Consider the following 24,806-nt stretch of genomic DNA (forward strand, 5'->3'; position numbering starts at 1 on the left):
ATAATTTTTGTGTTAAAAAAATATTAAAGTCAATTTCTCAGAGATAAATAAAACAAACTTTAGATTTTGTCAAAAAAAGCAATACTGTAAACCTCTATTAGCCGATGAGAAATTTTATTTATTTTTCTCAAGCCATTCAATAATTTTGAGAGCAACACCATTTGATGATTGAAAATTTTGTCCGGTAATAATTCGGCCATCGTGTTCAACATGAGATACATTTCCTTTTGAAAATTTAAAAGTTCCTCCTCTTTGTTCTATTGTCTTCTGGATTAAGAATGGAAAATGCTTAAAATATTCACCATCTTGTTTTTCAAAAGAATCAGGATAACCACTTATTGTCTTTCCCTGAACTAAGAATTTACCATTTTTAGTTCTTAAGTTGACAATACCCGCTGTTCCGTGACATACCGAAGAGATAATACCCTTGTTATCTTCATATACCTGCATCGCAATACGTTGGATCTCTGAATTTTCAGGAACATCATACATAGCACTTCCACCGCCAATATAATGGACTGCTTTGTAGTTTTTATAATCAATTTGTTTAGGGTTCAACGTATATTTTATGGAGTACATAAAGTCTTGATTATATAAATATTGTTTTTGCAAACTATCGGAGGTATTGATATAAGCTAAAGGAATATCACCGCCTTTCGGACTTACAAAATCAACAGTATACCCTGAATTGACAAAAGTATCATAAGCGTTTACGATTTCGGCAAAGCTATTTCCCGTTGAAATTGCAGATTTTCCGTAATAATGAGCATTGGAAACAATGAATAGTATTTTTTTACCGGTTTTATTGCTGGCTTTACTGCTTGCTGATTTGCTGATTATTTTCCATTTACCGTCAATTTTCTTTAACAAGAACATATCCATAAATTCCTGTTTTTTTTCAGGAATAAGAATCTCGGCTTTTGCAACAGCAATATCATTAAAGTATTCTATAGAGATAATTTTCCCTATACGCCCGTTAAATTCTCCTTTTTTTCCTTTTTGAAACCAGTTAACATATTCTGAAACGGGAACAATCCATAAAGGTTTTTCTTTGTGACTTAGAAAAAGATTGGCTTCAGCATAAAAAGCCTCACTAATACGGTCTGGCTCATTATAAGATGTACCATTAATATAGTTTTGAATACAATTCTCAATGAGAGATTGTTCCGATTGTGCAAAGCACCCATTTGATAGGAGTACCAATAAAATTGCGAAAAAGATTTTTTCCATAAACTTTGGATTTTAATGATTTAAAAAACGTTCCGCAAAAATATATTGCTTCCCTTTTAAATCATTCCAAGTTTATCATCATGAAGTACGAATGTATATTTTAGGAGTAAAAATTATGTTTTTTGGTAATTGGAAGGCGTCATTCCAGTGATTTTTTTAAACGAACTATAAAATGTACTGCTTGAATTAAATCCGGATTCAAAACCCACAGCATCTATTTTCAACTGAGCACTTTCCTTTAAAAGCCGTTTTGCTTCCTCAATTCGATATTCATTGATGAATTGAGCAAAACTTTTATTCAAATTATCATTAATAAATTGTGATAGTAATTGAGGGCGAATATTTAATTCTTTGGCTAAAATGGATAAGGTGAGATCAGGATTAGTATAAATTTTTCTGGTTTCAAAAAGTAAATTAATTTTTTCTTGGATTTCCTTTACCAGCTTTTCATCTATTTTGTTGATGTATTTTTCTTTACTAATCACAGAAATTGACGTTTTGTTTTTTGCATAATAAATCAGAAGGAAAGAAATGTAAAAACTGAAGGAAAAAGTCAAAGCTCCGGAAATATAGGAAGTATATCTGGATAAAGAATAGGAAAGCCAAATGGCAAAAACACCACAAACAATTGATAATATCCAGGTTTCCTGATAGCTAATTTGGTTGCGATGGGTTACTAATTTTCTAAAAATTGATCTAGCCTCATAAATGGATAATACAATAAAAATAAACCATTGAATATTTATAGAATAATAAATTATCCGTCTCCATATCTCAGGATTTTCCTTGTATGGAAAGATAAAACCAAAAACGCTTATCGTTATAAGGATAAAAATGAGACTATATTTTGCAAAAGAATAATTAAGATTTTGCAGTATTGATTTAACAAAAAAATACAACAGAGGACCAATTAAAAAACAAGCTGACAAGCCTATTTGTAGATACGTTTTTGATAACTGGGGATTAAAATTATAAAATACAGATTTTCCGATCCTTGTACTTAAAGCTAACAACAAAAGCCCTAAAAATAAATCGGATATCGCTTTATTTTTCTTAAAGAATAGAAAATAGAACCCCAAAATAACACTATTAAAAACACCTATAGCGCTTAAAAAAAATAATATTTGATTGTCAATATTCATTAGTTGAAAATATGTTTTCTTTTGGAGTTATTAGCAGTTATCTTTTCGAAATTCGTAATGTGGTTAGATTTTCACCACAAAACTTCTTTATGAAACTGATATTCCAAATTTAGCAAAAACTTTTCCCATTGTTGCTTTTCGTTTGAATAATGGCTGATTTGCATTTACAGAAATACATATTGTCTACTCAAGATCAATCAATTTTGTAGAGAATTCTTCAAAAAACACCATTAGCCTGTCTTCCATGAAATCAGGGTTGATTTTTCTTGCTTATAATTAGTAAAAAACAGAATAACTCTAAAGCCTCAAAGGCTGGAGATTTAGCATAGCGGAAACGTATTCTTTTATATAATCTATTTAAAGAGTAAAGCCCCTTAGTCGGGGCTTTAAATAGTATTTCATTGACTTCTGCACTTTGTGAGAGCCTGCTTAATATTTCTTTCCAATCTTTTCAGATAGTAAAAGAATCTCCTTATTTATTATATCAGCATTTTCTTTTTTTGTAATGATACTACCATGGCTTGCATTCATAATAATTTGTTTACCATTAGAAGAAAGTTCTTTGATTTCTTTCTGCATATCAAACCATAATTTAGTCTGTTTTTCAGGATCAATTCCCTCTTTTCTGTATCTATCTTTTTGAGATTCTTTATACTGTTCTGTAGCGGTAAATACAAGAACAGGTAATGAATCTAATTTCTTTGCCGTACCTGCACGTTTCAGTACATCATTAGTAAGCTTATTCTCTCTTAAAAACATATTATAAACATCACCAGAATTATAGATTAGTAATTGTGAGCGCCCATACACTTCTTTAGGTAAACCATCACCCTGATACGGAGGTTTACTGATTACTTTGTTATAAATACCCAAAATACCTAAATCCGCTAATATAGATCCAATTTTTAATAATTTTGCCTGCCCTTTGGGTACCAGTTCTTTTTGTGCTAATCGATTCCACTGTTCAGGATGGCTTGAGTCTATGAAAACGATTCCTTCAACTTCGTTTGGATAAAGATCCCTGAAAATCCTACTATAAGGTCCTCCCATAGAATGACCAACCAAAATATAAGGCGGTTTTTCGCCAATTTTTTCTAATAATTCATGAAGCTGATGGGCATAAAACTCAGGAGCTCTACCATCACTATTACTCGATTCACTAAACCATTTTCCATCTCTATCATAGCGTATAACTCTCGTTTTATCTTTTAACCCTTCCGCAATCCAATGAAGCATATCTGTATTGCCGTGTGCGCCAGCTTCCATAATAATTGTTGGTAAAGATTTCTTTTCACCCTCTACTCTTACATGAATATTGGTTCCGTTTACATTAACTAATTTACCTGGTGGAACTGGTTTTGGACTAAATAATTTATAACACAGCCCCAAGAACAATAATAATACTAGAATTCCTATTATAAGTTTACCAAAAAACTTAAATATTTTTAAAATTAATTTCATAGTTATTTTTTAATTTCATATTGACAACGGCGGAAATGCCGAAACAGAATCTTTTAACAAAAACCAATCTTCTATCATTGTTTAAATGATCGTCCATTGTTTTTTTAGAGTGAACGTTATAATACTACTGTTAAATGTTTTGTAGACATTTTAGATGGAATCTTTGGTATAGACATAATTATTAGTTTTCCCGCAAATATAACAAAAAGCCCCCTGAAAAAGAAGGCTTGTGTATTATTCTGGTACTGCTATTTTTGCTGGATCTGGCATCTCTTTCTTGATTTTCTCTTGCATCTTACCCACGTCTTTTATTTTCACTTTCTCCATGGTTGTTTTCTGAATGAATAATGATTGATTTCCGTTTACAGACATAACATTATTTTCTTTCAATTAAACAGTTTTCGCGAACAATTATTCAAAAAAATATTATTATCGGAGGATTAGGGATAATATATAAAAAAAGCCCCTAAAAAAGGAGCTTTTGTGACTTCGGAGGGGTTCGAACCCCCAACCCTCGGAGCCGAAATCCGATATTCTATCCAGTTGAACTACGAAGCCATATTCATAAATAATGAATGATAAGTAATGAGTAATTCCAGAATTACTTATCATTCACTGTTCTATTACTGATGATTAGAATGTAATCTTCACCCCTCCCAGAATCTGAGCACCCAGGACTTTATATCCTTTGTACGTCTGGTATTTTGAGCTTAGAAGATTATTTCCAAGTGCGAAAATACTAAAATTTTTGTGAATTTTATACTCTGCGGAAAGATTTAAATCAGCATACCCTCCAACTTTATCATTGGTATTCTCTGTAGACTGAAAAACCATGTTCGGATTAGCTACACCTTCGATCATATAAGAGTTTGTAGTTCTGTCACTTGCAAAGATTCCTTTGAAGCCTAACAATAATTTCTTGTCAAGCATTGTATATTTAGCTCCGATGCTTGCATTAAACAAAGGAACGTTATAAATGTCATTATAATTCTTCAGATTATACTTTGTAAACCTTAATTCTCCATCCAATACCAGGTTTGCCAATGGGAAATACTGTACACTTCCTTTGATATCGCTTACATTTCCATCGTCATATACCGTAGAGAATGTATTGGCAAAATTATAAGATGAACGGTTCAGCGTAAAATCATTATCAAAAAGTCCATTCGCTTTAAAGAACATAATATCTTTCATTTTTCCATACCCTGCTGAGAAGTCGTATTTCAACGTTTCATCGATGTCCCCTCTCAATCCTACATAAAAATGATATTGCGTCTCTGTTGGCTTTAAATACTGGTCAGAAACCAGGAATGGGTTGGCCTGTAACAGATCAGCATACGTATTCAACTTCAGTCCTCCATCTACCCCACCGTAGAATTTAAATTCTTTAGCTGCAGCAAACTGGAATTCTGCCTGTGGAAACCAATACGTTTTATTGGTTTTCAAGCGCTCCGCCATCAGATCATTTGAATTTTTAGCATTCAGGAAAGAGAATGACGAACCTAACATTAAATAAGAATCCCCTTTTCTGAACGTTACTTTAGGAGTCAGATTAGTATTGAAAAAATTAGCTGAATTTTTGTCGCGGATGGCAAAATCTGTTTTTACCGCATCTATTCCTACTCCTAAATCTGCATTCAGATTAATTCCGGATTTCCCCAGCTCAACAGCATGTTTAGAGAAATTGGCCAAAATGGAAACCTGATTTTCCTGAGCATCAAAATGATCTTTCAGAAATGATGATTTTACCCTTACGTCATTTAAAATTTCATTGGAGTAGAAATCGTAGTATCCATTTACCTTAAACTGATTAACCTTTTGCTTCAGATCAACATCAGCAGAAGGCTGCAGGGCATAAATCCCATAATAATTATAGTTATTCAACCCATATTCAGCGTTGATATTGAATTTTCCTTTATCTCCGTAAGAATTAAGGAAAGCCGCAAAGTTGGCTGATGTCTGCTTTGAATTCCAGTCATAATCTTTTTTAAGACCATTTGTAGAAAGTACATGCAGATCTCCACCTACTTCAATTTTGTTCTCAAGAGTTTTGGAAATATTTCCATCCGCCAGTATTTTACCATAATTACCCATTCCGAACTGGAAATAATTATTCTGGGCCGTTCCATCAAATTTCGGAGCTACATCTTCCCCCTGAATCGTTGAAGTTTTAAAATCTGAAACCGCAGGAACATCCGTGATGGTATATTTCACAGGATTCTGGGACTTCTCTTCCGGTGGATAATTTTTAATGGTTTCCACAGAAGTCTTCTTCTTTTCGATCTTCTTCACTTCCGGCTCTCTTTTTTTATTAAGAACCAGTTTTTCCTCCTTGATTTGGGAAAACGCAAACTGCGAAGCCCCTAAAAATAATATGGATAATAATTGAATTTTTCTGTTCATATTTTCTTTATTTGAAAAATATAATGGGATCTATTTACTGGAAGCAATATAATTTCCCAACAAAGCTTTCCCTGACTGTTTTGAAAAAGTTCTGCCTAGTCTGAATATATTAAACAGCCAAAGGCTCTGATAAACTTCTAAATTATATTGATAATTCTTCGTTGTACTGTTCTCGGCTACATCATAACTATAAGTAATATTGTATGGGAAACCTGAGGGTAGTAATCCTACTGTAATCATACTTCCAATCATAGCGTTTCCACATGAAGGAGTACGGGTCAGCATCGGATGCAGGGTTATTTTAGCTGCATGGGTACTGTCTTCCACAATTTCATAAATACCAGCATGTTTTAAAATATCAAACTCTCTTTTAAGATCTTTATTCACTACAAAAGCTTTTTGCTTCGGAAAATCAGCTTTAGCTTTTCTGTATTCTTTAGGATAAGCGCTGTATGCAGGAATGCAACTCCAAAGGGAAGCAGAAATTAAAAAAGAATATGCTGTTATTTTAAACATCTTTAATTCTTATTTTTTAATCTGTTTTTTTACTTCTTTTGCTTCTGCAACAATTTCCGGGAAATCTTTATAATTGGCAATGATCTGATCACAGGTATAGCTTGCCTGATAATTATCTTTCAGACCGATATAGTTTTTCGCCATCAATACCAATGCTTTTGCTCCCCAGTACTCTTCTGATGAATAGTTGTTGGCAAGCTTAAAGACTGCCTCATTGGAAGATTTGAATGCTTTACCTTTATTCTGATAATAAGCTTTTGCATACAGTGCTTCCGCAGCTACGGAAGTATTGGATGATTTCTCAAGAGCAGTATAGGCAGACTGAGCGTCTTTATCTTTTCCTGAGTTCATCAGACTTCTCGCCTTAATTACTTTAGCTGTTTCAATGACAGCGGCCGAGTTTTTAGAATTGGCAATAACAGCATTTGCTAGTTTTTCAGCTTCAGAGAAGTTCTTTTCATCAGCATAAAGCTTCATCAGCTCAACATTTGCGTAGTTTTTAATGCTGATATCTGAAGAATTCTTAATCCCTTCAAGATATTTTTTAGCCTCAGCAGTATTCCCTTGTGCCAGGGAGATCTGCGCTAAACGGGTTTGAGCATCATCCTGATAGTCGTTCTGAACTCCAGCAACTTCCTGAAGAACAAGCAGTGCTTTTGTTGAATTATTTGTTTGGTAATAGCTTTCCCCAAGCTCGTATTTCGCTTGATAAAGCCCCTCACCTGTTGGATTCTGTGTTAGATATTTCTCGTAATAAGAAATGGCATTTTTATAGTCTTTCTTAGAGAAATACTGTTTTCCTGTAGATAAGTTGATCTCATCAATTTCAGAAGCATCCACATTGACTCCAATCGTCCTGGCAAAGTTTTCATATCCGGAAACATCTCCGTTCTTCGTGAAAATAGGTTTTGCTGCCTGAACGATCTTTTGGGCATATGCTGTATTTTTATACTGCTCACCCAGAGACTTCAGTTCAGAAAGAGCTTTGTCATTCTGATTCTGATCAATATAATTCTGTGCCCTGTAAATAGAAGCATTCGCAATCAGATCTTTGTCTGAAGAGGTTTTAATCACCTTTCCAAAATAATCATTGGAATTCGTAAAGTCATCCTGAGCGGCATAAGCCGTTCCTATTTCGTATTGTGCATCATCGTAATATTCAGAATTTGGATATTTCGATAATAGCGTTTTTAAATTATTGATTTTTGCCTGCGTATCTCCCTTAAATCCTAAAGCCATTGCTTTCTGATATACGGTATAATCCGTAGCATCTTCATTTTTATCATAAATGGCAATAGCTTCGTTCAGGTCATTATTCGCGTAATGAATATCTGCCAGACGAAGTTCTGCATCATTTTTAAACTCAGGTTTAGGATTCGTCAGATACTGTTTGAAATAAGTTGCTGCCTGATCAAATTTCTTAGATTTAAAATAAGCATATCCTAAATCATAAGGCAGCTGTTGTTTTTCAGGAAAGCTCTCGGTAAGAAGTTTTTCATAACGGGCTATAGCAGACGGGTAATTTCCTTTCTGGTAATATACCTGAGCCAGCCAATATAAAGCTCTACTGTTAAATTCTTTATTGATATTAAATCCAAGACTCCTCAGAAAATACTTTTCAGCCTCATCATAATTCCCTTTATTAAACTCTTCTGTTCCCAACAAATAAGAAACCTCCTGGTCTACTTTATTGATTTCCGGGGTTGAGCTTTGTAATCTGTCAATAGCATTCAGGGTCTCTTTATAGTTACCCGAATACAGATAAGATTTTACCAATAACGATCTCATCTCTGAGGCATTGGCGGCGTTCTGATTCTCGTTGATATAACTTTGGATTACTCCTGAAGGACTTTCAAACGGGTTCCCGATATCATAACTTAATTTAGCATACTGTTCATGAGCCAGCTTTTTCACTTTTGCATCATAATCCATCTGATAAGAAGAACGGAATGCCGAAAGTGCTTCCTGCTTTTTATCTACTGCCAGATAAGCATTTCCTAACTGGTAATAAGCATTCTGCGCCAGTGCTGAATTACTGTTAACAAGCTGATTGTAATAAGAAACTGCCTCATCATATTTTTTAAGCTGAGCAGCTACGAATCCCATTTCATACAAATCATTTTCAGATGGATTCTGCTGTACGTTCAGATAGTCTTTTAAGTGCGGATAGGCAGACGTGTAATCATTTTTCATGAAATAACTTTCCCCAATGATCTTATGAACCTCTGCTTTATAGGAATCTGAAATATTTTCATTCAGTAAGGCATTCCCTTCAGAAATTGCCTGGTCATAATTCTTATCATTATAATACAGCTGTACATAATAAGGACGTACCAGTTTTGAGAATTTATCCTGATCTTTTATAGAATCAAAATATTGGAAAGCTTTATCATTTTGCCTGTTGCTGTAATACAAATGCCCCAGCATATATGCAATATCCCCTTTTTGAGACTGATCAGCCGACTTATAAGCTTCTTCCAATGCATCGGTAGCCCCTTTAGAATCTCCGGTCATGAATTTGGCATAGCCCAGTTTTAGAATATACTGGGTATTTTCCTCTTTTGAAAGCTGGTACTGGTTTACTTTTTTCAAAGTTTCCAATGCTTTGTCAAAATCTTTTTTTGCCAGATAATAATCCGCTAAAGGAAGATTAGCCTGGGCAAAATACGCAGAGTTAGGATATTCTTTAATAAAAGCTGTTAAACCTTCTTCAGCATGATTTTTCTGGAGAATTACCCCAATCACGTTGTCAAAAAACTGAGCCGCTTCCTTCTTTGAACGGGACAAATTCTGATTGTAGAAATATTGTCTTGCATATTCATATTGGGAAGCGTTGTATATTTTGGTCTGATAAAGGTTTTCTGCCAGATTAAATCTATAATTTTCTTTCTGTGTAAAATATTGGGACTGTTGGGCATCGGCAATTCCGAAATAGATCACAGCAGCCGCTAAAAGTATTTTTTTTGATTTCATTCTTCTTGATATAAGAAAATTAGTCTAAATAAGTTAACGAAAATATTAAAAACTTATTGTTTAAGCAAGTTTTAACACCGTTAATGGATGTTAATTCTTATTTCATAACCATGAAAATTTTCTCACTATACAATGATAAAATTTACTACTTTCGTCTAATAAAATGTAAACAATTTTAATTAACCGTTATCAAAAACGTATTTAAATTGGATACTTTTTCAACAACAGCTAAAAACATACCATAAACACACCATTCCATGAAATTTAAGATTCTTTTAGCATTAATTTTTGTAAATCTCCTGCAGGCACAAAAATTTTACTTTCCAAAGACAGCTGTAACTGACTCTGTTATAATGGAAAAACAGATCCCTAACCTTGCTCTGCAAGTGATTCCTCACCTTCAGTCAGCAAAGTACAAACCGGAAAACACCGTTGACCTTATGGACAATCTTTTCCGTTTACAGATGGTGGCTCAGGATTATAAAAATTCACTGGTTTCTCTTTCTGAAAACCGTAATCTGTTCGCTGATAACAATATGGGAGGGTACAGATATATTGGATTTGAAATGTACAGCCTTTCGAAAATAGCACAAAAAGAAAGCAACACTTCATTTTCCAATGCACTTCAGAAAGTGTTTAATCAAAAATACAGAAGTCTTCCGGAAAAATTGATTCCCAGACTTAGGCTAGCTCTTGACGGTGATGTAAAAGAATCCAGAAAGCAGCTGAAAAAAATACTTGACAAACAAAAAGACAAAGACAGTATTGATTACAGAACAGCTCTTGCTCTATGTAAAAGCTATTTAAGTTATAAAACCTATTCCGGTATAAAACCTCAGGTGATGCAGCTTCTGACTTCAAAAGACAAGGAAAGATTCATTATTGAAACCAAAGATCTTACCATAAAAAACGGAGCTACCTTAACGATCACTATTGTTCGGAAAAAAGGGAATACGTCCCCACTTCCTGTTATTCTTACCAGCAATATTTATGCAGGTTCATTTGATGAATTCTTCGGAAAAAGAGCCGCTGTTTATAATTATGTAGGAGCTGTTGTTAATACCCGGGGTAAGAGAAACAGTAACAATATAAATAATCCTTTTGAGCATGAATCAGAAGATATTTATGAAGTAATCGACTGGGTAAGCAAACAGCCTTGGTGTGATGGAAAAGTGGGAATGATCGGTGGAAGCTACCTAGGTTTCAGTCAGTGGGCAGCCGTAAAAAAACTGCATCCGGCATTAAAGACAATTGTTCCTCAGGTAGCCGTAGGAATCGGGATCGATTATCCTGCTCAGAATAACATCTTCATGAGCTATATGCTTCAGTGGATACAGTATGTGACCAATAACAAACTTACGGACGAGGCTGATTTCGCCAATGCAGTAAAATGGGATTCTATCTATACAAAATGGTACAAAAGCGGAAAAGCATTCAGGTCTTTGGACACGATAAGCGGTAAACCGAGCAAAATATTTCAACGATGGCTGGATCATCCGGGATATGATCAGTACTGGCAGAAAATGGTTCCTTACAAAGAGGATTTTTCTAAAATCAATATTCCTATTCTCACGACAACAGGATATTATGACGATGATCAGATTGGTGCGCTGTATTATTTTAAACAGCATCATCTGTACAATAAAAATGCAGATCATTATCTGGTGATAGGCCCTTATAATCATGGAGGAGCCCAAAGTTTCGGGTTTACTTATGTGAATGGAAACCCTATTGATCCGGTAGCCAGAATAAGCATTGATGATCTCGCTTTCTCATGGTTTGACTATATTCTTAAAGGCGGTAAAAAACCTGAAATTTTAAAAGACAGAATCAATTTTCAGGTAATGAACACCAATACCTGGAAACATGTAGCTGATCTTGACAAAATGCATACTTCTACCCTAAAATTTTATCTTCAGGACAAGAAAAACACCTCTTCGGTATTTAATAAACCTGAGACTAAAAGCTTCACAACTCAAGTTGTTGATTTTAAAAACAGAGATCAGAAAGACATTTACTACAAAGTCAGCAAAAAAGACAGCATAAAAATGACTACTTCAATTGCTTTTGAAAGTGAAGTATTGGATAAGGACATGATCATCAGCGGAAATCTTTCAGGATTCTTCAATGTTTCCATCAACAAAAAAGATTTTGATACGGATACTTATCTGTACCAGATTCAATCGGACGGGAAGTCTTCGTTACTATCCACTCATATTGTGAGAGCCAGCTATGCAAAGAATAATGAAAAGCGACAGCTTCTTGAACCGAATAAAACGGAACAAATCCCGATTAATAATTCCTATTTTATGAGTAAAAAGATAGAAAAAGGAAGCAAATTACTTTTATTGGTCGGTATTAATAAAAATCCTAACTGGCAGATCAATTATGGATCAGGAAAAGATGTAAGTGATGAAACGATAAAGGATTCCGGGGAACCTTTGGAAATAAAATGGTATAATGACAGCTATGTTGAAATACCTGTTTATAAAGACTAACAGCTTTTGATTGAGCATTTTTACCTAAATGTTCTTAACAACTGTTAACATCAAAATAAAAAATCATTACATTTGCTTTTTTTCAAATCAAATATAGTTATTGAATGAGTCAACTTTTTAGAAGAAAAATCTATTCAGATACAGATACTTCAACGGGGCTTTTAAGGGTCTTAGGTGTATGGGACATTGTATTTTTTGGGATAGCAGCCATTATTGGAGCCGGAAGTTTCAGCAGTTTAGGAGAAGCCGTTTTCAGAGGCGGTCCCGGTGTTATTCTTCTATATTTGATTTGTGGGTTTGCCTGTGGGTTTACCGCTTTATGTTATGCTGAATTTGCCAGCAGAATACCTACGGCAGGCTCTGCTTACACGTATGCCTATGCCAGTTTTGGAGAATTAATTGCCTGGATTATCGGATGGGCACTGATTATGGAATATTCCTTTGGAAACATTTATGTTGCTTTCTCCTGGTCGGATTATTTCACCAGCTTTTTAGGCCGTCTCGGAATGCATATTCCTGATTATCTTACCTGCAGTTATACAGAGGCCAGCAAAGCCTTTAAAAACGGCTCAGAAAATAAAGAATTACTGAATGCATGGAAAACAGCTCCATTACTTGGAAGTTTAAAATTTATCGTAGATATTCCTGCACTGGTGATTAACGGTTTGATCACCTGGCTTTGTTATGTAGGAGTAAAAGAAAGTAAAAACTTCAATAACTCCCTTGTTATTTTAAAACTGGGTGTAATTATATTGGTAATTCTGGTTGGTTTTTCCTATATCAATACAGATAACTGGACTCCCATAAGCCCGGTAACAGGAAGCCCTTCCTTCATGCCTAATGGTTTTGCAGGAGTAATGAGTGCCGTATCGGGAGTATTCTTTGCCTATATCGGGTTTGATGCTTTAAGTGTTCTTTCGGAGGAAACTAAAGATCCGCAAAAAACCTTACCAAAAGGAATGATCATCTCGCTTGTTTTATGTACGGTAATTTATATTGCCCTTACATTAGTATTAACAGGTATGGTAGACTATAAAAAGTTTGACGGTGTTGGTGATCCGCTATCGTTTATCTTTGAAAAAACCAATGCTAATGTCGCATGGATGGAACTTGTTGTTTCTTTTGTTGCTATCGTTGCTATTACAACCGTATTATTGGTTTTCCAGATGGGACAGCCAAGAATCTGGTATGCGATGAGCCGTGACGGATTAATGCCTCAAAGATTTCAAAAGGTACACCCTAAATATAAAACACCTTCTTATGCAACTGTTGTTACCGGAATTGTCGTAGGGATTCCTATTTTATTTACAGATAAAACATTTATCCTGGACTTTACCAGTATCGGTACTATCTTCGCCTTCGTATTAGTTTGTGCAGGGGTTCTTATGCTTCCGGCTAAGGAAAAAATAAAGGGAAGATTCCATCTCCCTTATATTAATGGTAAAATCATCTTCCCTATTGTTTTCATAGGTGGGCTGATTGCATTCTACTACTGGCAGCCAGAATTTTTCCAGACTTTAATGGACTGGAAAGATCCTAAAGAAGGGGAATTCAGAGCTTCTATCTTCTTCTTCATTCTGATTAATATAGCGTTATGTATTTTGACTTTTGTGAAGAATCTCTCGCTCATTCCATTAGTGGGTCTAAGTTCTTGCCTCTACCTTCTTACCGGTATGAGCCATGAAAACTGGTTCTGGTTCGGAATGTGGTTCCTTGTAGGAATGGTTATTTATTTCTGCTACGGCTACAAGAACAGTAAACTTGGAAAAGAGTTAAGGAAAAAATAATGAATAATTAATATATATAAAGGCGAACGGGCAACACTGCACGTTCGCCTTTTTTTATTGTTTAACTTTTTGCCTTTCACTACCTTAGTTTCAATATCTTTTAAAAATCGGCAGCATTATTGCTATCATTTTAACAGAACCATCAAACTAATCTGCCATGTCTGAGAGAATAAAAACATACAGAGAATTTTATCAGTTTTACCTTACCGAGCATAGTAAAACAGGGACGCGGATCTTCCACTTCATAGGAACCCTACTCGTCTTTGCAGTGATTGCATATGTGATCAATTCGGGAAAAGAAAGATTTCTATGGTATATTCCGATTTTCGGATATGGTTTTGCGTGGTTCAGCCATGCGGTGATCGAAAGAAATAAGCCTGCAACTTTTAAGTATCCTTTATGGTCTTTGATCTCGGATTTCAGACTATTCTTTGAATTGCTGATTGGAAAACAAAAATTTATAACTCCTGTTCAGCCGAAAGAATCTCAACACCCGGAAGGCTCACTTTAAAATCAGGTTTTCTTTAGAAACACTATAACATTATATGGACTGCCTTACCATTATAAGGGAGTATATTCATTGATTCTTTACCAATAAATACAGGATCTATATTGGATTGAACTGAATCGCTAATCCGTACGTAAAATCTAAAGCTTGCTATCAGTATTGTTTCTCAAGAATATCATAATGAATGATATTGATGATTTTCTCAGTTGCAGGATCTCCTTTCACTTTGATCTGTTCAGGTATATAGCTTGAAAAAGTCATTGTTTTATCTTTATTCAAAGTGACAGTTACTTCTTCCAGGATATTTTTATCATCCACATAAAACTGAATTCTGTTTTCTACAATTCTCCAAAATGAAAGCCTGGGTTCGGAGGGCATACAATCTCCTACGCTACCTTCCGTATAATTGTAAACAGCAAAGCCATCTTCCCTTATTGCATAATTCCTCATGAGACGACAGTTATCAAAGTCTTTCACTGTTTTCTCTTTATTTTCATAAAATCCGGCTTCTTTTAACTTCCAGAATCCAATCACATTTTCTTTTGCTAATTTTTGGGCGTTTACAGATAAATAGGCTGCCATAAGAAAAGCAACCGGCAATAGTTTATCAATCATTGAAAGAATAGGTTTGTGTTATCTCAACGAAGATACAATAATTGAAATAAAAGAATCCTGAAAATGGTTTCTTGGGGCAGCTTTGCTGCCCCAAGAAATTTACATCTCTATTTAAATCTTTTCTTAAAACTGAATTTAAGACTGTTCATTAATCCGGGTTCTATGATATCAATCCCCAGTCCGAAATTACTGTCCGCAACCGTATGGTGATCCGTTCTAAACTGTTCAAAGTCTTTTTGTGGAATTTCAATATTCACTAAAGGATTGGATTCAATATAGACACTTGCTCCATTTTTAGTCACTTTCTTACGGCTGCTATATTCGAAATAAGGGTTTTTTATCGTACTTTCCTGAACGGTATATTTTTCTCCGGTATCGATTTTCTGATCTGTATACAAATTGACTTCATATTTTTCACTGTCGAAACTATGCCAGAAAGGGAGATCTTTATGCATAAAATCCCGTGCACTGGCCTTTATTACATTCCGGTCAAAATACATCAGAAAACGGTTATTCTGTGGGTCTACATAATAAGGATTGTCTACTGTCGCAGTATATTGAATTTTCATTTCATTCAATTTTTTATCATCACTTACCACATCAATTTCCGCATCTTTGAATACATTTCTGATATCTGTTCCGTTTCTGTCATTGGAATAATTGAAACCATAAAAAAGGAAGCTGTTCCAGCTGTCTATAATCTCTCTTTTATGGGTACTTTTAAAATACCTCCTCATGGCATTTGCCCGATTCCCTTTATAGGTAGTAACCAGATTAAGCTTTCCAATATTGCCTTTTACATTGAAATCTACCTTTTCATCCACACAGTAATAGGGGAATTTATGCGGCTTTCTGACTTGCAATTCCTGGTCTTTCTTTGTCTCCAGATAATGTATAAAATACATAAACCCTCTGTTTTCAATCAGTCCAAACTCATCACGTGTAGTAGCATCTACAAAATATTCTTCCCCTTTGTACTTGATTTTCACGACTGCATGATTGAAACTTAATAAGGAAGGCAGGTAGTATTTAATATAATAATCCGTATTAAAATTCACCAATACTACGGATGCTTCCACTCCAATATATTCAAGAATTACTTTTAATAAAAGTGATTTCGCTTTGCAGTCCCCTTGCTTATTTTCATAGGTTACTGATGGTTCCTGGGGTTTATGACCATTCATTTCATCTGCATCGAAAATATAGTAAATATGATTCTGAACATATTCTATGGCCAACTGAATTTTTTCGCCCTGATCTGCAATAGCCTCCAGTTTTTCAATAAGATTGGGAGCAAAGTCTTGTAAAGAAGCTTTATTAGAAACTTCCTCATAAAGGGGAGCAATATAATTGGAAAGATCTTTCCAGCTGCTTTCCGTTGCAAAATCTACATAAGGAAAAATTTCACGTCCTGAATCTACAGTGTTGATATAATTGGGTTCCTCAATCACAAAGCATTGCCCCTGTTTCAGGAATTTGATTTCTGGCTCCAGCACTTCCCCCTTTTCATTCCGGAAGAAGGTTTTTTTATACGCTATAGTCTGCTCACGGGCATTGATAAAGGTAAATTTAAAATGACCGTAAGCCCAGTAATTATCGGGACTTACCCACACATATTTTGAAAATTCCTTTCTCAGGAAATCACGGTCTGTAAATTCTTTAATCCGTGAATCTTCCAGGACCAATACATCATATAGCCTCAGATCTTTGATCGTAATATTGATTTTTTTATTGCTGCTCAGCACTCCTCCACTGCTCTGGTTTTCACTATCCAATACTTTAATCCTGGTATCAGGAATTTTGTCTATCAAAACACCATCTCTTAAAACACTGATTCTATGAATCTGATAGACTTCATTTTCTTCTACCACAACATCAGAAACTGAGGCTCGTTCTAAATTTCCGGGCTCATTCAGTGTATAAGCCATGCAGACATATTCACTGTTTTCGTTATTGCTTGTATAATATTTTTTATCTAAAAAATAGCAGTAATCTTTACCCTCTTCAATTTGTTTCCTGGAAAATTCAGAGTCCTTGATTCTGTCTATGATTTCCTGGTCTCCAATATTTCCTGCCCACACTTCAGGTTTTTGAATCTTATAATTTTCAACTTGCATTTGATTATCCATATTTCTATTTAATAATTCTGTTTTTGGGTGTAATTATTATGAAGTTCAAATTAAATGATTAAAAAAACAAAAAACAATAGAAGAACTGCGACAATTCAGGCTGGAATTTCGGCATGGTAATTGCGAGTAAGGTTGTAAAATCAAGTTTTATGAAAAGTATAGCAACAATTCTAAAAGGGGCAGTTCCCGCGTTAGCATTATTCGCAATGACACAATGTACAACCACCGCAGGTGCATCCGCAGCTGATGAAAAAACATTCATCGTAGGACCACAAACAGCAGATTGTACAGGAGTGGCTCCTATGAAATGTCTGCAGGTAAAAGAAAAAACTTCTGAAAGCTGGACAAATTTCTACAGCAATATTGAAGGGTTTACGTATGAACCGGGGTATGAATATGTATTAAAAGTAAAAACTGAAAAAATTGCCAATCCACCAGCTGACGGATCTTCCGTAAAATACACATTGGTGAAACAAGTTTCTAAAACAAAAAAAGAAGCAGTGGCAGCAAACGAAAAAACACTTATAATAGGAGCACAGACTGTAGACTGTTCAGCAGGTGCAGGACGTATGAAGTGTTTACAGGTAAAAGAAAATGCTTCTGAAAGCTGGACAAATTTCTACAGCAATATTGAAGGGTTTACGTATGAACCGGGGTATGAATATGTATTAAAAGTAAAAACTGAAAAAATAGATAACCCACCGGCAGATGCGTCTTCTATAAAGTACACATTGATCAAGCAGGTTTCTAAAACGAAGAAATAATAATAAAAAACTCCCGAAAAATTCGGGAGTTTTTTATTGTCAAGCAGCTTGAAAGCTTCTATAACATAATTACTTTGCGGTTATCTATTTGATTATCTTTTCAAAAGAGAAATCAATACTTAGCTTCTGTTTTTAATATCCTGATTCTTTTTGAGGAGGCTCCGGATACTTACCTTTACTGGCCTCTCCTACAGTATTTGCTGTTGTCATAGCCACCACCAGATCATTCAGCATGCTGCTTGCTGCAGTAGGTGAATTGGGAAGAAGGACAAGGTTACTACGGTTGCTGGCTCCTATAGAATGTAACGTATCATAGTGTTGGGTTACCACGATCAGAGCAGATGCCTCATGTGAATTAATCTCTACATTGTTCAGCATTCTTACAGATTCTTCAAGACCTTTTGCAATTTCTCTTCTTTGATCTGCAATCCCCTGCCCCTGTAGTTTTTTAGATTCAGCTTCAGCTTTTGCTACGGCTACAATTCGTATTCTCTGTGCTTCTGACTCATATTCGGCAGCTGTTTTCTCTCTTTCTGCGGCATTAATCCTGTTCATGGCATGTTTCACCTGTTCATCAGGATCTATATCCGTTACCAAAGCTTTGATAATATCATATCCATAACTGTTCATAGCTTCCTGAAGCTCTCCTTTTACAGCTACTGCAATGTCGTCTTTTCTTACAAAGACATCATCCAGTTTCATTTTGGGTACCTCAGCACGTACCACGTCAAAAACAAAAGAAGTAATTTGGTTTTCAGGATTTTCCAAACGATAATAAGCGTCTCCTACCTGATTTCTGATAACCTGATACTGGACAGAGATTTTCATTTTGATAAATACATTGTCCAGTGTTTTTGTGTCAATCATAACATCCAGCTGCTGAATTCTAAGATTAAGTCTTTTAGCAATCTGATCAATGATAGGAAGCTTAAGGTGAAGCCCTGAATGTTTTACTGCCTGGAATTTTCCAAAACGTTCTATAATTGCAGCGGTTTCCTGTTTAACAACAAAAAAAGATGCAAATAAAATAATAAGCCCGAAGAAAATAACGGGTGCAAGATAAATACCCATAGTTTAAGTTTTTATAATAAGTAGTAATAATTGATGTTTTGTTAAAGAAATCACTAAAATTTATTTTTGATTTTTCAGAATGAGATTACTTTCAGGCCAGCCCATATCAGAAAACGTTGTGATTGTTTTTTCAACAACTGTAAACACCTCCTATAAATATACTACTTATTTTCAAACTAAACGGTCATTCCGATGTCGATTCCTTTAATCTTTCTATAGAGATCCGTAGCGTAATTATCTGTCATTCCTGAAACGAAATCAATAATTCCAAGAACTTTCTGATAATCTGTTCCGGTTTCATATACAAACTGCCTTGGAAGTAGCTTCAATGCTTTTTTATCATATGATTTTCTTTCGTCCTCAGATTTCAGGATAGAAGGAATAAAATGGTCCAGCAATTCATACATTACATTATATCCTGCATTTTCAATTTCTACCACTGCTTTATGATTGTAGATCTTTTCTATAGAGAAGGATTCTATATCCTGTAAAGCTTTATTTTCAGATTTGTAAATATCCAGCAATCCGTTATCCAGTCCGCCCTTAAGGATCGTTTCAAAATTCTGTTTATAGATTTCAAGTGATTTATTGATCAATGCATTGATTGCTTTTGCTCTCAGGTAAGAGATTTTTTCATTTTCATTAGAAATGGTAACCAGCTTATCTTTCACTTTGTTGATATCATTACTTTCAGACTTCACCAGTTCAAAAAACAGGTTCTCACACTCGGCAGTTGATACAATTCCCAGCCTGTGAGCATCTTCCATATCGATAATATTATAGCAGATGTCATCAGCAGCCTCTACCAGCCATACAAATGGGTGTCTTTTGAAAATATAAGGCTCCTCACTTTCAGGAATCAGATGAGTTCCTTTCGCAATCTCCAGGAATATATCTTTTTCATTCTGGAAAAATCCGAATTTCTTTCTGTGGATGACCCCTTTTTTCTTAGCAACCGCTTCACATGGGTACTTGGCGATACTTGCCAGTGTGGAAAAAGTAAGCTGAATACCTCCGGCATCTTTTCCCTGCTGCTGCTGAGCCAATACCCTTATAGCATTTGCATTTCCTTCAAAATTAACCAGATCTGCCCATTCCTTTTCATTAAATTTTGATTTCAGATCTTTCTCATTCCTTTCAAAATAACTTGCAATAGCATCTTCACCGGAGTGACCAAAAGCAGGGTTTCCTACATCATGACACAAACATCCGGCAGCAATTACATTTCCTAAATTATAGAGATAAAAATTCTTCGAATCTTCACTAAGTTCATTTTTAAAATCTTCAGCAATAAATTCACCAATAATACTTCCTAAGCTTCGTCCTACCGACGAGACTTCTAAGGAGTGCGTAAGCCTGTTATGTACAAAAACACTTCCGGGAAGAGGGAAAACCTGGGTTTTATTCTGCAGCCTTCTGAAGGCAGAAGAGAAGATAATTCTATCGAAATCCCTTTGAAAATCAGTCCTTGAAGCTTTGGTATGCGGATTATTTCCTGTACGTTGATTGGTGAAAATCTGGTTTAAATTCATCATTTTTCAAAATTACTTCAAATTTTAGTTTTACGGAATACTATTTAGATTTTTATTAAAGCTGCTTTTTATATAAATTTGAAATGCACAGCAACTTTATATATTCTCAAATGATCAGCATTTTCCATTTTATCAAAGATTTTCCTTTCCCTGATTTAAACGAAAATAATCTCCCATGGGAAATTATTAACAGGCTGGAAGATATATTGGACAAAAAGTCTAAAAACTTACATGATGATTATATAATAACTGGTTCCTGTGCTATCCATAAAACAGCCGTTGTGGAACAAAATGTAGTATTTAAAGGAAGAGTCATTGTTGAAGCTGATGCTTTTATTGGAGCTAATGCCTACGTAAGAGGTCCCGTTTATATTGGGAAGCAGGTGAAGATAGGTCCCGGAAGTGAAGTAAAACAAAGTATTATCTGTAGTGAAACCGCCGTTGCCCATTTTAATTATATAGGAAACAGTATTATTGGAAGCAGGGTAAATTTTGAGGCAGGCTCCATTTGTGCCAATCATTACAATGAAAGAAAAGATAAAGAAATCTCTGTTCTTTTTAATGCTGAAGTTATTAAAACCGGTACTCATAAATTCGGTTCTTTAGTAGGTGATGATTCTAAAATTGGGGCGAATGCAGTCTTATCACCAGGAACCATACTCTCCGGCAACAGTATTGTAAAAAGACTGGAACTTGTGGAACAGATACAATAAACAGGTTCACTCCTCCAAAAAAATCCCATTAGAAAAATCTATAACAAGCACTGTTTTTTCCATTGAAAGAAACAGCCTAAAACGTTTTACATTTGAGAAGACTAAAAGAAACCAGGTTTTAACCGCTAATAACCTAAAAATTCAATACAAAAATTTTAAAAATGGAAAATAACACATGGCTTCAGAAATGGGATGAAAGATATACGAATGAGGAATTTGTATACGGAACGGATCCTAATCTTTACTTACAAGCACAATTGAAACAGCTGAAGCCCGGTTCTATCCTCTTCCCTGCCGACGGTGAGGGAAGGAATTCGGTGTACGCCGCACTTCAGGGATGGGAATCATCAGCATTTGACATCAGTACTGAAGGGCAAAAGAAAGCACTACAGCTCGCAGAACAGCACCGGATTAGTATTGATTATCAGGTAGGTGAATTGTCAACTTTAGGCTACCGGGAGGAGCAGTTCGATGCCATTGCTCTTATCTATGCTCATTTTCCTGCTGAAATAAAATCATCAATCCATAGAATGCTTAACGCATATCTCCGCAAAGGAGGCTTCATTATTTTCGAAGCTTTCAGTAAGAATCATCTGGACTATATCGCAAGAAACCCCAATGTAGGAGGTCCGAAGGATATAGAATCTTTATTCTCTATTGATGAAATCAAAGCTGATTTTCCGGGATATGATATTGTGGAACTGACAGAAACTGAAATAGAACTTAAAGAAGGTTTATTTCATAACGGAACCGGCTCTGTGATCAGGTTTGTGGGAAGGAAACAATAATTATAACTACAGGTCAGAATATCCAACCGACATTCTGACCTGTCTCAGTCTTGTATAAGACAATTACGGATCAACAAACGGAACAGGATTTGGACTTTCCATAAAAAAGAAAGTTATGCCTGAAGGTCCATCTATAATTCTAATGAAAGAAAACCTGCTGCAGTTTGTTGGTCAAAAAGTAACAGAAGCTTCAGGTAATGCAAAATTTGACAAAGAACCATTTGTGGGTCAGTCCCTTCTTGAAATCCGCACTTTTGGAAAACAGACTTATCTGGTTTTTGAGAAAGCAGCTATTCGCATCCACTTGCTGATGTTTGGTTCTTACAGTATTGACGAGCAGACAAAACCGGACAAAAGCTTACGTTTAGCTTTATTGTTTTCAACAGGTGGAATGTACTTTTACACCTGTTCTGTAAAATCTGTTGAGATGGAGCATCTTTATTCAATCGACTGGGAAGCCGATGTACTGAGTGACCGCTGGAATCCTGCAAAAACAAAAAAGAAACTGAAGTCAAACCCTGGAATGATGGTTTGCGATGCCCTGATGGATCAGAATATATTTTCGGGGGTGGGCAATATTATTAAGAATGAAGTGCTTTTCAGAATAGGAGTTCAGCCCGAAAGTTTACTTGGAAGTCTCCCAGACAAAAAGTTAAAAGAACTTATTGCAGAAGCCAGGAATTACAGCTTCGATTTTCTGGAATGGAAAAGAGAATTTACGCTGAAGAAACACTGGCTGGTCCATACAAAAACAGTATGCCCCATATGTGGGTTAAAATTGATCAGGAAACAAACCGGATTAGGCAAAAGACGAAGTTTCTATTGCGAAAAAGACCAAAAACTGTATGATTAACCATTAATCAGAATTTAAAAATCCACCGGCATATTTTGTGAAAAATTCACTCCTGTATACTTCCCCTATCGGAATTTCAGAAACATCAATGTATATATTATGATTATCAAAGGAGTCAATATAATCTATATTAACAACATATGATTTACTGACCCTTATAAAAGTTTCCCCTGAGATTTTCTGATGGATGGTTTTCAGATTCATGGCTGTAATAAGTTTCTTTTGCCTGGTGTGAATAACCACATAATCCTTCAATCCTTCTATAAATTTAATCTCTGAAAAGCTTATTTTGTAAAAGCGCCGGTCTGCCTTTATAAATAAAAAGTCTGCGGTATTAGATTCCACTGTATTTTTAACCGTTTCTTTAGACAGAAGCTCGGTATACAGTACTGCTTTATCAATGGCTTTTTTCAGTCTTTCGGGATCAATAGGTTTCAACAGGTAATCTACGGCCTCCAGTTCATAGCTTTTCAATGCGTATTGGGCGTAAGCAGTAGTAAAAATAATCAAAGACCTTTGAGGCAGCATCTCAGCAAACTCCAGCCCCGTTACCATAGGCATCTCAATATCCAGAAAAATAAGGTCTATATCATTGTTTTTAAGAAAATCCAATGCAGAAAGGGCATTGGAAAACTCACCAAGGATTTCGATCTTTGATGTTTCGCTGATCAGAGACCTCATTTCTGCCCTTGCCAGAGGTTCGTCATCCACTATGATGCAATTCATGATATAGGAATTTTTAAATGTACGGTATACTCCCGATCTTCGGGTTCTATTTTCAAATTAAAAGTAGTATTGTAAAGAAGTTCCAGCCTTCGGGTAATATTGGCAAGTCCCAGTCCGCTGTTCTTTTTATTCTGAACAGAATAGTTTAGATTTCGGGTGTTGATACATCTAAAATAAAGTTCTTTGTTTTCAACACCAATATATATTTTAATGTAAGATTCCTTGCCGGTAATATCTATGCTGTGTTTTACTGCATTTTCTACAAAAGTTGTGAATAGATTGGGAGGAATAAAACTTGTACCTATTACTCTTTTATCCCCCTCAGTCTGAATATCGAATGAAAAATTTTCACGCCTTATTTTTTCGAGATTTAAAAAATTGGACAGAAAATCAATTTCAGAGGTCAGCAAGGTTTTTTCCTCACCGCTTTCGTAAAGCTGATATCTTAAAAATTCCGAAAACTTTACAATCACTACCGAGGCTTTCTCAGGGTCTGTCCTGATCAGTGCTTTTACATTATTCAGCATATTGAATAAAAAATGAGGATTGATCTGGTTTCTGAGCTCATTAAGTTCCATATTTAATGTCAGATTGTTCAGTTCATTGATCCTTTTATTATCATTGATCCATTTCTGCAGAAGCTTTACGGTAGTTGTAGTCAGAATAATAGGAATACTCATCAGGATTCCCTCATAAATTCCTCCCTTCTCTCCATTTCTGTGAAAATTTTTGACTTTGAAATCTGCAAGAAATGAATTGAAACTATAGCCAATAATATTCAGTCCGATGATTCCCATAAGAACCAGTAGAATCAAGTAGCTGATGTATTTTGTTTTAAAGAAAAACCGGGGTACCAGAACATAGATATTGATATACACCATCGAAATCAAGATGACATACACAAAAAGCAAAGCATAATACTGATATATTCCTGAGTATGAATGCCAGAAACTGGAACTGTACAGAAGTAAGAAAAAGAAGATGAGAAACAACAGATGCCTGCGAAATTTGTATCGACTTTCTATCAGAAAATCCATGACAAAGCTTTCTTTAAATTTTAACGAGCTGTATTTCATAGCAACCTGACCATTTTTAAT

20 protein-coding genes and 1 tRNA gene are annotated in these 24,806 nt (G+C 35.2%); 7 read left to right on the forward strand and 14 right to left on the reverse strand.

Annotated features, from left to right (window positions below; translation table 11 throughout):
* Positions 1 to 114: 114 nt before the first annotated feature.
* From DRF57_RS15390 to DRF57_RS15420, 8 genes are all read right to left on the reverse strand, one after another.
* A complete protein-coding gene (locus DRF57_RS15390; RefSeq protein ID WP_115919472.1) occupies positions 115 to 1,230 on the reverse strand; it encodes a nuclear transport factor 2 family protein in 1,116 nt (371 codons plus the stop codon).
* Between the two features lie 113 nt (positions 1,231 to 1,343).
* Complete coding sequence (locus DRF57_RS15395; RefSeq protein WP_115919474.1) at positions 1,344 to 2,372, reverse strand: AraC family transcriptional regulator; 1,029 nt, start codon at positions 2,370 to 2,372, stop codon at positions 1,344 to 1,346.
* Between the two features lie 429 nt (positions 2,373 to 2,801).
* On the reverse strand, positions 2,802 to 3,833 hold the full coding sequence (locus DRF57_RS15400) for an alpha/beta fold hydrolase (RefSeq protein WP_115919476.1): 1,032 nt from the start codon (positions 3,831 to 3,833) through the stop codon (positions 2,802 to 2,804).
* Positions 3,834 to 4,067: 234 nt separating this feature from the next.
* Complete coding sequence (locus tag DRF57_RS23670; RefSeq protein ID WP_157969902.1) at positions 4,068 to 4,223, reverse strand: hypothetical protein; 156 nt, start codon at positions 4,221 to 4,223, stop codon at positions 4,068 to 4,070.
* Positions 4,224 to 4,317: 94 nt separating this feature from the next.
* A tRNA-Arg gene (locus DRF57_RS15405) sits at positions 4,318 to 4,391 on the reverse strand.
* A 75-nt stretch (positions 4,392 to 4,466) separates the two neighbouring features.
* Positions 4,467 to 6,236 carry a TonB-dependent receptor gene (locus tag DRF57_RS15410; RefSeq protein ID WP_047485994.1) on the reverse strand — a complete coding sequence of 590 codons (1,770 nt, stop codon included), beginning with the start codon at positions 6,234 to 6,236 and terminating at the stop codon, positions 4,467 to 4,469.
* Between the two features lie 30 nt (positions 6,237 to 6,266).
* Positions 6,267 to 6,752 carry a hypothetical protein gene (locus DRF57_RS15415; RefSeq protein ID WP_047485996.1) on the reverse strand — a complete coding sequence of 162 codons (486 nt, stop codon included), beginning with the start codon at positions 6,750 to 6,752 and terminating at the stop codon, positions 6,267 to 6,269.
* Between the two features lie 9 nt (positions 6,753 to 6,761).
* On the reverse strand, positions 6,762 to 9,725 hold the full coding sequence (locus DRF57_RS15420) for a tetratricopeptide repeat protein (RefSeq protein WP_115919478.1): 2,964 nt from the start codon (positions 9,723 to 9,725) through the stop codon (positions 6,762 to 6,764).
* Between the two features lie 257 nt (positions 9,726 to 9,982).
* Here DRF57_RS15420 and DRF57_RS15425 point away from each other — a divergent pair, with 257 nt between their 5' ends.
* The 3 genes from DRF57_RS15425 (at position 9,983) to DRF57_RS15435 (ending at position 14,521) form a co-directional block, all read left to right on the forward strand.
* The gene (locus DRF57_RS15425) at positions 9,983 to 12,223 is read left to right on the forward strand and encodes a CocE/NonD family hydrolase (protein WP_115919480.1); all 2,241 of its coding nucleotides are present in this window, start codon (positions 9,983 to 9,985) and stop codon (positions 12,221 to 12,223) included.
* A 104-nt stretch (positions 12,224 to 12,327) separates the two neighbouring features.
* Positions 12,328 to 14,010 (forward strand): APC family permease, encoded by a 1,683-nt coding sequence (locus DRF57_RS15430; protein WP_115919482.1) that lies wholly within the window; start codon positions 12,328 to 12,330, stop codon positions 14,008 to 14,010.
* A 157-nt stretch (positions 14,011 to 14,167) separates the two neighbouring features.
* The gene (locus tag DRF57_RS15435; protein WP_047486004.1) at positions 14,168 to 14,521 is read left to right on the forward strand and encodes a DUF962 domain-containing protein; all 354 of its coding nucleotides are present in this window, start codon (positions 14,168 to 14,170) and stop codon (positions 14,519 to 14,521) included.
* A gap of 150 nt (positions 14,522 to 14,671) precedes the next feature.
* Here DRF57_RS15435 and DRF57_RS15440 read toward each other — a convergent pair whose 3' ends face one another.
* A complete protein-coding gene (locus DRF57_RS15440) occupies positions 14,672 to 15,133 on the reverse strand; it encodes a lipocalin-like domain-containing protein (RefSeq protein ID WP_115919484.1) in 462 nt (153 codons plus the stop codon).
* A 107-nt stretch (positions 15,134 to 15,240) separates the two neighbouring features.
* Positions 15,241 to 17,262 carry a DUF3857 domain-containing protein gene (locus DRF57_RS15445; protein ID WP_115919486.1) on the reverse strand — a complete coding sequence of 674 codons (2,022 nt, stop codon included), beginning with the start codon at positions 17,260 to 17,262 and terminating at the stop codon, positions 15,241 to 15,243.
* A 149-nt stretch (positions 17,263 to 17,411) separates the two neighbouring features.
* Here DRF57_RS15445 and DRF57_RS24115 point away from each other — a divergent pair, with 149 nt between their 5' ends.
* Complete coding sequence (locus tag DRF57_RS24115; RefSeq protein WP_241508030.1) at positions 17,412 to 18,026, forward strand: DUF4377 domain-containing protein; 615 nt, start codon at positions 17,412 to 17,414, stop codon at positions 18,024 to 18,026.
* 132 nt (positions 18,027 to 18,158) lie between these two features.
* Here the strand turns inward: DRF57_RS24115 and DRF57_RS15460 are convergent, their stop codons facing one another.
* Both DRF57_RS15460 and DRF57_RS15465 read right to left on the reverse strand, forming a co-directional pair.
* Complete coding sequence (locus DRF57_RS15460) at positions 18,159 to 19,097, reverse strand: SPFH domain-containing protein (protein ID WP_084087665.1); 939 nt, start codon at positions 19,095 to 19,097, stop codon at positions 18,159 to 18,161.
* A 176-nt stretch (positions 19,098 to 19,273) separates the two neighbouring features.
* Positions 19,274 to 20,629 carry a deoxyguanosinetriphosphate triphosphohydrolase gene (locus DRF57_RS15465; protein WP_084087667.1) on the reverse strand — a complete coding sequence of 452 codons (1,356 nt, stop codon included), beginning with the start codon at positions 20,627 to 20,629 and terminating at the stop codon, positions 19,274 to 19,276.
* Positions 20,630 to 20,739: 110 nt separating this feature from the next.
* Between DRF57_RS15465 and DRF57_RS15470 the strand changes: the two genes are divergently transcribed.
* From DRF57_RS15470 to DRF57_RS15485, 3 genes are all read left to right on the forward strand, one after another.
* Positions 20,740 to 21,342, forward strand: a complete 603-nt coding sequence (locus DRF57_RS15470; protein ID WP_115919488.1) for a DapH/DapD/GlmU-related protein — start codon at positions 20,740 to 20,742, stop codon at positions 21,340 to 21,342.
* A gap of 161 nt (positions 21,343 to 21,503) precedes the next feature.
* Positions 21,504 to 22,130: a class I SAM-dependent methyltransferase gene (locus DRF57_RS15480; RefSeq protein ID WP_115919490.1), complete on the forward strand. Its 627-nt coding sequence runs from the start codon at positions 21,504 to 21,506 to the stop codon at positions 22,128 to 22,130.
* A gap of 115 nt (positions 22,131 to 22,245) precedes the next feature.
* Positions 22,246 to 22,983 carry a DNA-formamidopyrimidine glycosylase family protein gene (locus tag DRF57_RS15485; protein ID WP_115919493.1) on the forward strand — a complete coding sequence of 246 codons (738 nt, stop codon included), beginning with the start codon at positions 22,246 to 22,248 and terminating at the stop codon, positions 22,981 to 22,983.
* A 3-nt stretch (positions 22,984 to 22,986) separates the two neighbouring features.
* Here DRF57_RS15485 and DRF57_RS15490 read toward each other — a convergent pair whose 3' ends face one another.
* Positions 22,987 to 23,709: a LytR/AlgR family response regulator transcription factor gene (locus tag DRF57_RS15490; protein WP_047486017.1), complete on the reverse strand. Its 723-nt coding sequence runs from the start codon at positions 23,707 to 23,709 to the stop codon at positions 22,987 to 22,989.
* Positions 23,706 to 24,785 (reverse strand): sensor histidine kinase, encoded by a 1,080-nt coding sequence (locus DRF57_RS15495; protein ID WP_115919548.1) that lies wholly within the window; start codon positions 24,783 to 24,785, stop codon positions 23,706 to 23,708. Before DRF57_RS15495 ends, DRF57_RS15490 begins: the two co-directional genes overlap by 4 nt.
* Between the last annotated feature and the right edge of the window lie 21 nt (positions 24,786 to 24,806).

It is taken from the genome of Chryseobacterium rhizosphaerae, from assembly GCF_003385455.1.
Lineage (GTDB): Bacteria > Bacteroidota > Bacteroidia > Flavobacteriales > Weeksellaceae > Chryseobacterium > Chryseobacterium rhizosphaerae.